Origin of the sequence: Bacillus sp. JJ1562 (assembly GCF_036962705.1) — a bacterium.
Taxonomy (GTDB): Bacteria; Bacillota; Bacilli; order Bacillales; family Bacillaceae_L; genus Ferdinandcohnia.
The window spans coordinates 26,552-39,130 of the sequence record NZ_JBALOQ010000022.1 but is presented as its reverse complement, the minus strand read 5'-3'; the positions used below and the strand labels follow the sequence as shown (position 1 = coordinate 39,130).

The 12,579-nt window shown below is 36.2% G+C and carries 9 protein-coding genes; 5 read left to right on the top strand and 4 right to left on the bottom strand.

Going from position 1 to position 12,579, the window contains the following annotated elements; genetic code table 11:
- The first annotated feature begins 55 nt into the window (after positions 1 to 55).
- The 4 genes from V7097_RS14410 to V7097_RS14395 all read left to right on the top strand — a co-directional run bounded on the left by V7097_RS14410 (position 56) and on the right by V7097_RS14395 (position 5,063).
- Positions 56 to 1,441, top strand: coding sequence for an LLM class flavin-dependent oxidoreductase (locus tag V7097_RS14410; protein ID WP_335704323.1), 1,386 nt, complete (start codon positions 56 to 58; stop codon positions 1,439 to 1,441).
- A 32-nt stretch (positions 1,442 to 1,473) separates the two neighbouring features.
- Entirely contained in the window at positions 1,474 to 2,460 is a 987-nt protein-coding gene (locus V7097_RS14405; RefSeq protein WP_335704322.1) for an aldo/keto reductase, read from the top strand.
- Between the two features lie 370 nt (positions 2,461 to 2,830).
- Positions 2,831 to 4,333, top strand: a complete 1,503-nt coding sequence (locus V7097_RS14400) for an aminotransferase class V-fold PLP-dependent enzyme (protein ID WP_335704321.1) — start codon at positions 2,831 to 2,833, stop codon at positions 4,331 to 4,333.
- Positions 4,334 to 4,718: 385 nt separating this feature from the next.
- Positions 4,719 to 5,063: a hypothetical protein gene (locus tag V7097_RS14395; RefSeq protein ID WP_335704320.1), complete on the top strand. Its 345-nt coding sequence runs from the start codon at positions 4,719 to 4,721 to the stop codon at positions 5,061 to 5,063.
- A gap of 93 nt (positions 5,064 to 5,156) precedes the next feature.
- Here V7097_RS14395 and V7097_RS14390 read toward each other — a convergent pair whose 3' ends face one another.
- A complete protein-coding gene (locus V7097_RS14390) occupies positions 5,157 to 5,414 on the bottom strand; it encodes a hypothetical protein (RefSeq protein WP_335704319.1) in 258 nt (85 codons plus the stop codon).
- A gap of 138 nt (positions 5,415 to 5,552) precedes the next feature.
- Between V7097_RS14390 and V7097_RS14385 the strand changes: the two genes are divergently transcribed.
- On the top strand, positions 5,553 to 6,734 hold the full coding sequence (locus tag V7097_RS14385) for an alanyl-tRNA editing protein (protein ID WP_335704318.1): 1,182 nt from the start codon (positions 5,553 to 5,555) through the stop codon (positions 6,732 to 6,734).
- Positions 6,735 to 6,768: 34 nt separating this feature from the next.
- Here the strand turns inward: V7097_RS14385 and ytvI are convergent, their stop codons facing one another.
- The 3 genes from ytvI to parE all read right to left on the bottom strand — a co-directional run bounded on the left by ytvI (position 6,769) and on the right by parE (position 12,432).
- Positions 6,769 to 7,824, bottom strand: a complete 1,056-nt coding sequence (gene ytvI, locus V7097_RS14380; RefSeq protein WP_335704317.1) for a sporulation integral membrane protein YtvI — start codon at positions 7,822 to 7,824, stop codon at positions 6,769 to 6,771.
- Positions 7,825 to 8,009: 185 nt separating this feature from the next.
- Positions 8,010 to 10,442: a DNA topoisomerase IV subunit A gene (gene parC / locus V7097_RS14375; RefSeq protein WP_335704316.1), complete on the bottom strand. Its 2,433-nt coding sequence runs from the start codon at positions 10,440 to 10,442 to the stop codon at positions 8,010 to 8,012.
- A 7-nt stretch (positions 10,443 to 10,449) separates the two neighbouring features.
- Positions 10,450 to 12,432 carry a DNA topoisomerase IV subunit B gene (gene parE / locus V7097_RS14370; protein WP_335704315.1) on the bottom strand — a complete coding sequence of 661 codons (1,983 nt, stop codon included), beginning with the start codon at positions 12,430 to 12,432 and terminating at the stop codon, positions 10,450 to 10,452.
- Between the last annotated feature and the right edge of the window lie 147 nt (positions 12,433 to 12,579).

The window sequence follows — 12,579 nt, the reverse complement described above, 5'->3', positions numbered from 1 at the left end:
GGTAAAATCAAGTACTTATAGGTTTATTAATTAATGAAAAGGAAGTGAGACAAATTTGGTAAAACAAATACGATTAAATGCATTTGATATGACGAGTGCTATGCATAATTCACATGGGCTTTGGAAGCATCCAAATAGTAAGAGACATATTCGATACAAGGATTTGGACTATTGGATAGACTTAGCCAAATTATTGGAACGAGGGAAGTTTGATGCGGTGTTTTTTGCAGATGTGCTAGGTATTTATGATGTTTATCAGCAAAGTAAAGATCCATCCATTCGTGACGGAGTTCAGGTACCATTGAATGATCCAGCTTTTGTTGTACCAGCGATGGCAAGTGTAACTGAACATCTTTCTTTTGCAGTGACAGTAAGTACTACCTATGAGCATCCGTTCGGCCATGCTAGGAGGTTTTCTACCTTAGACCATCTAACAAAGGGAAGAGTTGCGTGGAATATCGTGACTTCCTATCTTCCTAATGCTGCGAGGAATTTCGGTTTACCAGAAATGCTCAAGCATGATACACGCTATGAATTGGCTGATGAGTTCTTGGAAGTCTCTTATAAGCTATGGGAAGGGAGCTGGGAGGATAATGCGGTCATAGAGGATGCTGCTAAAGAAATCCTAGTAGATCCATCAAAAGTACATGAGATAAATCATATAGGTGAGTATTTTTCCGTAGAAGGCCCTCATTTAAGTGAGCCTTCCTTACAACGTACTCCCGTTCTTTATCAAGCAGGTACTTCTGAACGTGGCAAGGAGTTTGCAGCCAAACATGCGGAATGTGTATTTGTTGGAGGAACAGTGGATAAAATTAAATCTTCTGTTCAGGATATCCGACAAAAAGCACAAAAGTATGGTCGAAACCCTGACCATATTAAGGCATTTACTTTTTTGAATGTAATTGTAGCTGAGACCACAGAACAAGCAGAGGAAAAGTATCAGGAATTAGCTAGGTATTGGAGTGCTGATGCTGCAAAAGCCCAATATGGTGGATCTAGTGGTTACGATTTATCACAGTATACGGACTTAGACAGTGCTTTTGAATATAAACATACCGAACATGGACAATCAAGAGCTGCTTCCCTTACAAAAGATGCACCTAAAAAACTAACAGTCAGGGAGGTATTAAACCGATTTGAAACAATAGATCGGAACCATGTACTAGTGGGAAACCCGCGAGAAGTGGCTGATGCGATTCAATTTCAATTCGAAGAGAGTGGTGTAGATGGATTTAACCTAGCTCATCTTGTCACACCGGAAAACCTAAAGGAATTTGTTGATTTGGTCATTCCTGAATTACAGAGACGAGGAATCTACAAAACAGAATATGAACAGGGAACCTTTAGAGAAAAGTTATTTGATTACGGAAGTAGTTTATTACCAAACGATCATCCGGGAAGTCAATATCGGAAGGCAGCCATATTAGAAGGGAAGTAACATATATTTTTTTATAAGGATAGGGAGTATTTATGGAATATAAAACAATCGGAGATACTGGTATTTACGTATCAGAATTGTGTTTCGGTACAATGTCTTTTGGTGGAGTTGCAGACGAAAAAACATCTGAGGCGATGTTTAATCGGTGTAGGGAAGTTGGGATAATTTTTTTTGATACAGCTAATATTTATAATAATGGAAGGTCAGAAGAAATACTTGGTAAGTGTATAGCCGATTGCCGTGATGACATTGTTTTGACATCTAAGGTCGGTCTTCCTTCTGGGGTTGATAGAAACGTAGGAGGCACTTCAAGAAGAAATATTTTTCTTTCTATTGAAAAAACTCTAAAGCGTTTGGGAACAGATCGAATTGAATTTTACTTCCTCCATCGGTTCGATGATAAAACCGATATCGAGGAAACACTGATTGCTTTAGATGATTTACAAAGACAAGGGAAGATACTATATCCTGCGGTTAGTAATTGGGCAGCATGGCAAATTGCAAAAGCCCTTGGTATATCCGAACGAAAAGCTTTAGCTAAATTTAAACTAATTCAACCGATGTATAATCTAGTGAAAAGACAAGCGGAAGTTGAGATACTACCGCTATCTCAATCGGAGAAACTTGGGGTCATTAGTTATAGCCCATTAGGTGGAGGACTCCTAACCGGAAAGTATGGAAAAGCAAAGAAGCCCAAGGAAGGCAGGTTAATAGAACAACAAAATTATCAACTAAGATACGGGCAAGAGAATTATTATGAAATTGCTGATCGATTCACACAATATGCAAATGAAAATGGGTATAATCCAGTTTCTCTTGCGGTTGCTTGGGTGAAAGGAAATCCGAGTATTACAGCGCCTATCATTGGGGCGAGGAACTTAGAGCAGTTGGAACCATCGCTTGATTCTATTAATATCTCTTTAAAAATGAATCAGTGGGAAGAAATTGCATCCTTAGCAATTACTCCACCATTAGCAACAGACCATAATGTGGAGGAAGAAATAGTTAAGAGTAGATAGGATAAGAAAAACCTGTAGACGTAAGCCAAGCTACAGGTTTTTCTTGTTTTTGTGGAAATAACACACAATTCTAGTAAGAAACTGAGTAAAGGACTTGGTTCTGAATGTGGCTAGATGTTTGAGCCAACTTCACAATATACATTTTTGTGAGCATACGAGAGATAATTGAATCTAACTGAGGGAGCTTAATAAGAGTTTATTAATGAAGTGGGAGAAAATAAAGTTGATAAGTTAATGTGAGTTAATAAAAAGGGAAATGGTAAAGGACTTATCTATACTGTCTTTCCTTTGTCTTGAAAATAATAAAAAACTATATAAAAGAACCTTGCATATATTGAATACAGAATAAAAAGTGTAAGGTGTGAAACAAATGATCACAGCCACCATTGGAAGTAAAACCTTTCGATTCCCGGAAACCCTTGAAGAATATTTTCAACCATTCCGTTCACATGTGATTGGATTGAACCAAGATTTTGATTCCCCCAATGGAAAAAAGAAAATCATTTATGCCGACTGGACAGCAAGTGGGCGATTATATCAGCCTATCGAAAAAAAAATATCCGAGGATTTTGGACCTTTTATGGCGAATACCCATACAGAGTCGAATATAACCAGTTTAATGATGACTGGGCTATACAAGGAGTCAAAAACAATTATTAAGGAACATGTTAATGCAGATAAACATGATGTAGTAATCTTAGATGGTTTTGGGATGACTTCGGTGGTAAATAAACTACAAAGAATCTTAGGGTTAAGAGTACCAGAGATTTGGAGAAAACATCTGCAACTTCCAGAAAGGGAAAGACCAGTCATTTTCATAACCCATATGGAGCATCATTCAAATCAAACATCCTGGCTCGAAACACTTGGGGAAGTCATTTTGATAAACCCGGATAGGGAAGGAAAGGTGGACTTAAATCATCTAGAACAACTGCTTAATATTTATAAGGACCGCCAACTGAAAATAGGTTCTTTTACAGCATGTTCAAATGTAACAGGAATTCAAACCCCTTATCACAAACTTGCCAAGCTTATGCATCAACATGGAGGACTTTGTTTTGTTGATTTTGCAGCATCAGCACCATACGTCGAGATCAATATGCATCCCGAAGATCCGCTTGAGAAACTTGATGCGATATTTTTCTCACCACATAAGTTCTTAGGCGGTCCAGGAACAAGTGGAGTATTGGTCTTTGATTCGAGAATTCACACAAATAAAGTCCCAGATCATCCCGGCGGAGGAACGGTGTTATGGACCGATCCTTGGGGGGAACACATTTATTTCGATGACGTAGAGATGCGAGAAGATGGCGGTACTCCGGGGATTCTACAGGCCATTCGGATAGCACTATGTATGAATTTGAAAAGTAAAATGGGAATAAAAAATATTTTAAAAAGAGAAAAAGAACAGCATAGTCTTTTATTTTCCCATTTGGAAAAGTTTCCAGAGGTTCATATATTAGCAGGAAATATTAAGGATAGAATCGGTATAGTCTCGTTTTATATTGAAACCATTCATTATAATTTAATTGTTCGTCTTTTAAACGACAGATATGGTATACAGGTAAGAGGGGGATGTTCATGTGCTGGAACATATGGTCATTATCTTTTAAATATCAATAAAACCACTTCCAAACAAATTTCTGAAAAAATTACTCATGGAGATATGTCTACTAAACCTGGGTGGGTCCGATTTTCAATACATCCAATTATGACAGATGAAGAAATACTAACTTTTATTAAGGCGATAAGGGAAATTATAGATAACATTGATGAGTGGAAAAAGGACTACGTTTATGATCCAGCAAGTAATGATTATTTTTATATCCACCATCTTCGTGAAGATATGTCGCCATTTTTTCGATTTAAATGATTTATTCAAGAAACGGATGCTTTAGTTCAATAAGGAAATTTTGATTTTTAGTATAAGCGTTTGGTTTTCTTTCCAAGCGCTTATTTATTGTATAAAAATAAGAGAGACAAATATTAGATGAGAAGATTAAGCACTTTTATGTCTTTTATTTCAGTACTTTTCGTGTCGCTCGTCATGGTAGGTAGGTATCTAGTCTAACTAACTATTTAACTTTCATTCTAGTTTACATAATATCTATTCTAGGAAGTTAGTTAAAGTAAACAAAATTATAACAATCGATGCTATAATTAAATTAACTCAAATTATTTTCCTTTTATCAATCTATATAGTAAACGAATCTTATAGCACGTCAAATTGCAAATTTAGCCCAGGAGTTGTTCTACATATGCCTTATGAAAGCAAAATTAGACCGCATAATGCTGATCGTGTTACCAAAAATACGACAATTAGCCGCAGTTTACTCGATCAAATTAAAGAAATTGCAAATCACAAACAAGTTCCGATTAATCAATTACTGGCTGAAGGAATTGATTACGTTCTAAATACTTATAAGAAAACTAAAGAATTTAAAACTCCAGTCAAACCTAAGGATCGAATTCAAATGGGCACAACATTTAGTAATATCCAATATGAATTGCTAAAAGTTCGTGCACGAAGACTTAATACACACGCAAATACTTTAATCGAAATTGGAATGGAATTTATTATTGAAAAATATAAAAATGATTAATTCCAACCCTCCCTCATATTATTGATTATTTTAGTTTACATAACATTATTATAATAAACCAATATCATTTTTCATTACCTCGTATACTTAACCTCAACTAAACTTCCCTTGAACTTCTATCAATTCTTCCAGCAGCTCCTCCATCTCTGAATGACTAATCCTCACTGGCATTTGGTCATTCAACGTAATAAAATGCTCCTGTTCCCCACTTTCTACTTTTTTCACTAAATAATTGCAAATCGCCTCAAGCCTCTCTCTACTTATTACAGATTGCGTTTGCAGATGCTTAAATTGTGTTAAAACATATACACCTTCTTCAATTTCACCAGCAATCAGTCTGTTCTCTTCCATATAATATGCCTCCTTATCTAATGTTAAATTGCTCTTCCTCCCTTCTATTTATTACAACTAATCCATTTAAATAATTGAATCTTTTTACCTTTTCTAGTATGTTTTTAATATCTGATGTCGAAAGGATCGAGTACAAGAATGACAAATAAGCTATATTATGAAAATCCTTATTTAACAAGATGGACAACTACAATTACCAATATTATACCAAAGGATGATTACTTCCTCGTTAGCCTAGCGGAAACGGCATTTTATCCTGATGGCGGTGGGCAGCCCTCTGATACAGGATTGATTGATACTATTAAAGTATTGGACGTCTTTCAGGAAGATGGTGAAGTATACCATAAACTCCCCCATCCCCCAGAAAATACGACAGTTGAATGTCAGATTGATTGGGAGCTAAGATATGACCACATGCAGCAGCATACAGGTCAACACTTGCTGTCAGCAATTTGTATTGATGAATATGATGCACACACAACAAGCTTTCATTTAGGAAAAGACATCGTTTCAATAGATTTAAGTGTTCCAGAATTTAGTGATGATCAGCTTTTACAAATTGAAAAACAGGTGAATAAAGCAATATATGAAAACCGAGAAATTAAAACATATTTTGTTTCAAAGGAGAAAGCTGACACCCTTCCGCTTCGAAAAATGCCTGATGTTGAAGGAGATGAAATGCGGATTGTTGAGATTGAAGGAATTGATACATCTGCATGTGCGGGTACTCACGTATCGAGAACCGGTGAATTAGGATTAATGAAGCTATTAAAAACTGAAAAAAATAAAGGAAATACACGGGTTTACTTTATTTTTGGAGGTAGAGCACTTAAAGATTATCAGACTACACATTCGATATTAACGACCTTAGCCAACCAATATAGTACAAATCGCGAGGGTCTCATTGAAAAAATCAACAAAATAGAAGTTGAAAACAAACAATATCAAAAAGAAATTGAAGAATTAAAAGGAAAAATGAATCAATTTCTTGCACGGGAATTAATTCAATCTAATGAAGGCCCTATGATTATCAATACTTTCGAGGATAAAACTTTAAAAGAAATTCAAGGAATTGCAAAACAAATCAATGAATTATCTAATCAATGTGTGATTTTTACGACACTACTTGAAAATAAGCTGCTTATCTCACATAATGGCTCCGTTCCGGTTCATTGTGGTCAATTACTCAAACAAGAATTAAAAAATTACCATGGTAAAGGTGGCGGCAACAATACCACTGCCCAGGCTGCTTTTGATAACTTAAGCGACCTTGAAGCATTTAAAAACCTTCTAGAAACAAAAATAAAAGAAACGATTTAAGAGAAAAAGCTACCCCTAAAGGTAGCTTTTTTTCTTAAAATTTATCCGATTTTAAGCCAAAGTTGATCACTCCAGCTTTTGTTAGTGAATCGTAAAGGATGACTAGAAGCGGTCCAAGTAGTAAACCAACAATCCCGATTATTTTAAACCCTAAATACATACTAATTAGCGCAGCTAACGCACTTATACCGAAGCTTTGCGAATAAACCTTTGGTTCGATAATTTTTCGAATCACAGTGATGAGTACAAACAGAATCAATAATCCTACCCCAAGCTTGGTGTTCCCGTTAATTAACACAAAAACGGCCCACGGAACAATGAAGGATCCAGTCCCTAGTATAGGTAGCAAATCGACAAGAACAATGAGCAAGGAGAGAATTAAAAGATACTTTACATCTAAAATCCAAAGTCCAACATAAGTGATGATAAATGTTATGCCACTAAGTACGATTTGTGCTTTTAAAAAGCCGATAAATATCTTTTTCAATTGAGTCGTTACGATTTTTATTTTTTCAATTGAACTCTCCTGTAGCATATCTTTAAGCTTATTTTTAATTGTAGGAAGATCGTTCATGAAAAGAAAAGCTGCAACTAAATACACAATTAGCTCTAATAATAGTTGTGGAAGACTCGAAACAAATCCAAAAGTTCCCTCTGTTATATTCCTAGCTACAACAATCAATAAATCCTGGAAGGAATACAGAGTATTCATGATTGAATCCATAACTTCCTTTGGTAAATCCTCAAAATAAGTTTCAAATTTTTGAAAGGTCGCAATAATTTGGTCTGTATCAATACTTGAAACATAAAATGGTATATTTTTCACAATCGTAATCAATTGATTAATAATCACATTGACTAATAAATAACCCAAAAACAATACGAATACCATAAAAACGACAAACGTCACCGTAACAGAATAGATTCTTTTAAATCGATAATTTGTAATTAGTAAATTGACAATTGGCTCCAATAATAGAGCGGTTAAAAAGGCTAAAATTAATGAAATTGACATTGGTAATAAATACAATGCAGCAACTAGTGCGATTACAAGGATAATATTTCTTTTATTAATATATTTTTTAATCATTTTCGCAATATTACCTACTCTCTACCTGTTGAATCCGACATCCTTATAAAATTATTGTACAGTAAAGCAGCCATATTTAAAATATAAATATTTTTCGAAATTGAGACATTTGATTTGACAACTTTTTATTGACAAAGAACAGCTACCATTTAGTAGCTGTTCTTTCGTATCTTTATTTTATTTCGTCATTCGTTTTCTTCTTGCGTGACAATCCACGTATCGATTACTTCTCCCGCTTCATCTGTATCGACTACAAACGAACCATTGCTATATCGATCATTTGGACGTAACGAATTTGCTTCGACAGATTCAATTTTTCCATTTTGTGTTTTAAGGAAAATTTCATCTAAATTCGTAACAAAATGTGCTCCTGCAACGCGATGTGGGTGATTTTTTAACTCACGAAGCATGACTAATCCACGTTTTGCACGGGTTGCTTTTTCAAATTCTGAGATTTTCATTTTCTTAACTGCACCACGTTGTGTAACAATGCTTAATTCAGCTGGTGTAGATGGAGGAATGACATTTCCAGCGACAACATAATCATCGTCTTTTAGATTAATTCCTTTAACCCCAGCTGCTCTTTGACCAACAACATTTACTTCTTCTTCCCCAAACCAAAGTCCATAGCCTAAATGTGTAACTAAGAAGACATCCATGTTTCCATTTGTGATGTAAACATTTACGACTTCATCGTCATTTTTTAGATTAATCGCAACAAGTGGTTTTGAATATCTCTGTGCTTTATACAACGAAAGCTCTGATTTTTTCACCATTCCTTTTTTCGTAATGAAAAGAAGATATTCTGGCAGCTCAAAATTCGTAACAGGGTATGCCTCAATAATGAACTCGTCGCGGTCTATACTTATAATATTGGTGACATGCTGGCCAAGGTCCTTCCACCTTATATCAGGAAGCTCGTGTACTGGAATATATAAGAAGTTCCCTTTGTTTGTAAAAAGTAATAAAGTGTCCGTTGTATTGATTTCAAACTGGCGTAATAGTCGATCTGTATCCTTCATGCCAAAATCAAGGCCATTTGATGCGGCATATGATCGAGGGCTTGTTCGTTTGACATAGCCGTCCTGGGTCACTGTTACGATTACATCCTCGGATGGAATCAATACCTCAAGATTAATTTTAATCTCTTCAATCTCATCTTCAATTTTTGAACGGCGATTATCGGCATACGTCTTTTTCACACGCTTTAGGTCTGTTTTAATAACTTGTAAAAGCTTACTTTCATTTTGAAGAATTTCAACTAATTCGCTAATCTTTTTGTTTAACTCCTCAAATTCCTGCTGTAGTGCTGTAATGTCTGTGTTTGTTAAACGATATAGTTGCAAGGAAACAATCGCTTCCGCTTGTGGTTCTGTAAATTCAAATTTATGGATTAAGTTATTTTTTGCATCCTTTTTATCTTTTGAAGCACGAATTGTTGCAATGACTTCATCTAAGATTGATAAAGCTTTAATAAGACCTTCAACCACATGTTGACGTTCACGTGCTTTTGCCAATTCATAATGTGATCGATTGGTAATAACCTCTTTTTGATGGTTAATATACGCATCCAAAATCATCGGTAAACTCATCAATACTGGTCTTCTATCTAAAATCGCAACCATGTTAAAGTTATACGTTACTTGGAGATCAGTATTTTTATAGAGGAAATTTAAAACTCCATGTGCATCCGCGTCTTTTTTTAGTTCTATGACGATTCTTAGGCCTGTTCGGTCTGTTTCATCACGGACTTCGCTTATCCCTTCCACTTTACGGTCTAAACGAATCTCGTCAATCTTTTTAACCATATTAGCTTTATTCACTTCATAAGGAATTTCAGTAACGACAATTTGTTGTTTTCCACCACGAAGATCCTCAATATCCGCTTTTCCACGTACAATAATTTTTCCTTTTCCGGTTTCATAGGCTTTTTTAATGCCATCAATTCCTTGGATAATACCGCCCGTTGGAAAATCAGGACCTTTAATCACCTGCATAAGGTCATCGACTGTTGAATTTGGATGATCGATTCGCTTAATGACACCATCAATCACTTCACCAAGATGATGTGGTGGAATATCAGTAGCATATCCTGCTGAGATTCCAGTTGAACCATTTACAAGTAAATTAGGAAAACTAGCTGGTAATACAACGGGTTCTTTACTCGTATCATCAAAGTTTGGAATGAATTCAACTGTGTTTTTCTCGATATCACGTAAAAGCTCGGAAGCAAGGCTTGAAAGTCGTGCTTCCGTATAACGCATCGCTGCTGGTGGGTCACCATCATTACTACCGTTATTTCCGTGCATTTCAACCAAGACATTCCGAACCTTCCAGTCCTGGCTCAAACGAACCATCGCATCATAAACAGATGTATCGCCATGTGGATGGTAGTTACCAATTACGTTACCAACTGTTTTAGCCGATTTACGGAATCCTTTGTCTGAAGTATTTCCTTCAACATGCATCGCGTACAGAATACGTCTTTGCACTGGTTTTAGTCCATCCCTTGCGTCTGGTAATGCACGCTCTTGAATTATATATTTACTATATCTACCAAAGCGATCACCAATTACATCCTCAAGAGGTAAATCACGAAATTTCTCTGCTTGTACCATCTATCTGTTACTCCCCTTCTACTACCGATAAATTTTCATTGTCCAATATATTCGAATCATCTTCAAGACCAAAGGCAACATTGGATTCAATCCACTTACGTCGCGGTTCTACCTTATCACCCATCAGTGTTGTTACTCTACGCTCTGCTCTTGCTCCATCATCGATCCGGACTCTAATTAACGTTCTCGTTTCGGGGTTCATGGTTGTATCCCATAGTTGATCAGCATTCATTTCTCCTAAACCTTTATAGCGCTGAATCATATATCCTTTTCCTATTTTGTTAATTGCACCCTGTAACTCATCATCACTCCATGCGTACTCAATGACTTCCTTCTTACCTGCTCCTTTACTTACCTTATAAAGTGGTGGAAGGGCAATATAGACCTTTCCTGCTTCAATTAATGGCTTCATATAACGGTAAAAGAACGTTAATAGCAAGACTTGAATATGCGCCCCATCGGTATCAGCGTCCGTCATAATAACGATTTTGTCATAATTGATATCTTCAACAGTAAAATCTGCCCCAACACCACCGCCGATAGTATGGATAATTGTATTGATTTCTTCATTTTTAAAAATATCAGCAAGCTTTGCTTTTTCCGTATTGATGACCTTACCTCTAAGAGGAAGAACCGCTTGGAATCGACGGTCACGACCTTGTTTCGCTGAACCCCCTGCGGAATCACCTTCAACTAAGTAAAGTTCATTTTTGTCAGGGTTTCGAGATTGAGCAGGAGTTAGCTTACCACTTAACAATGTTTCAGATTTCTTACGTTTTTTTCCACTTCTAGCTTCTTCTCTTGCTTTTCGAGCAGCCTCTCTTGCTTGAGAAGCTTTGATTGCTTTTTTTACAAGAAGTGTACTTACATCTGGGTTTTCCTCAAGGAAATATGAAAGGTTTTCGGACACAACTGAATCAACAGCAGAACGGGCTTCACTTGTTCCAAGCTTACCTTTTGTTTGACCCTCAAATTGTAATAATTCTTCAGGAATACGAACAGACACAATCGCCGTTAATCCTTCACGAATATCAGAGCCATCAAGGTTTTTATCCTTTTCTTTTAATTGGCCCGTTTTCCGTGCATATTCATTAAAGGCACGAGTTAAAGCAGTCTTTGATCCAACTTCATGAGTACCTCCATCCTTTGTTCTAACGTTATTTACAAAGGATAAAATATTCTCTGAATACCCATCATTAAATTGAAAGGCGAAATCTACTTCCATTCGGTTCTGAACACCCTCGAATGATACAACAGGATGTAAGGCATCCTTTTCCTCGTTTAAGTATTCCACAAACGCTTCAAGGCCATTTTCATAATGATAAACATCACGGAAATCATTACGCTCATCTATAATTTCAATTTTCAACCCTTTCAATAAAAAGGCTGATTCTCTCAAGCGTTCACTTAAAATTTCAAAATTAAAAGTCGTTGTACTAAAAATCGTTGTATCTGGCTTGAAATGGATAGTCGTACCTGATTGATTCGTTTTCCCGATGTTTTCAAGTGTAGTAGCAGGTTTTCCACCGTTTTCAAAGCGCTGCTCATAAACAAATCCATTACGCTTAATTGTAACAGTTAGCCACTCAGATAATGCATTTACAACAGAAGCTCCAACCCCATGGAGTCCGCCACTCGCTTTATAGCCACCTTGTCCAAATTTTCCACCTGCGTGCAGTACTGTGAAAATAACCTCTGGTGTTGGCTTACCCATTTTATGCATCCCGGTTGGCATTCCACGACCCTTATCTTGGACACTTATGCTATTGTCTTTATGGATTTTAACAATGATGTGATTTCCATAACCAGATAAAGCCTCATCCACTGAATTATCGACAATTTCATAGACAAGGTGGTGAAGACCTTTACCATCGGTGCTTCCTATATACATACCAGGTCTTTTTCTAACGGCTTCAAGGCCTTCTAATACCTGAATTGCATCATCATTGTAATCAAATTGTTGCTTAACCAAAAAACATACCCCTTTCATATACAAAACACTTGGGAGATACCCAAGTACATAGCTAACAAATAGCTTCTCTCTATATAAGTAGTTTCACTAATATAAGTATATCTTACTTTACAGAACAAATGTTTTGTTTTTTAATGCCCTATCCTTTATTTTATATCTTTATCC

Bases quoted from the DNA above. Each gene is read 5' to 3' on its own strand.
- V7097_RS14385 (WP_335704318.1), top strand. From the start codon at position 5,553: ATGACAAATAAGCTATATTATGAAAATCCTTATTTAACAAGATGGACA.
- V7097_RS14400 (WP_335704321.1), top strand. From the start codon at position 2,831: ATGATCACAGCCACCATTGGAAGTAAAACCTTTCGATTCCCGGAAACC.
- V7097_RS14395 (WP_335704320.1), top strand. From the start codon at position 4,719: ATGCCTTATGAAAGCAAAATTAGACCGCATAATGCTGATCGTGTTACC.
- ytvI (WP_335704317.1), bottom strand. From the start codon at position 7,824: ATGATTAAAAAATATATTAATAAAAGAAATATTATCCTTGTAATCGCA.
- parC (WP_335704316.1), bottom strand. From the start codon at position 10,442: ATGGTACAAGCAGAGAAATTTCGTGATTTACCTCTTGAGGATGTAATT.
- V7097_RS14390 (WP_335704319.1), bottom strand. From the start codon at position 5,414: ATGGAAGAGAACAGACTGATTGCTGGTGAAATTGAAGAAGGTGTATAT.
- V7097_RS14405 (WP_335704322.1), top strand. From the start codon at position 1,474: ATGGAATATAAAACAATCGGAGATACTGGTATTTACGTATCAGAATTG.
- parE (WP_335704315.1), bottom strand. From the start codon at position 12,432: ATGAAAGGGGTATGTTTTTTGGTTAAGCAACAATTTGATTACAATGAT.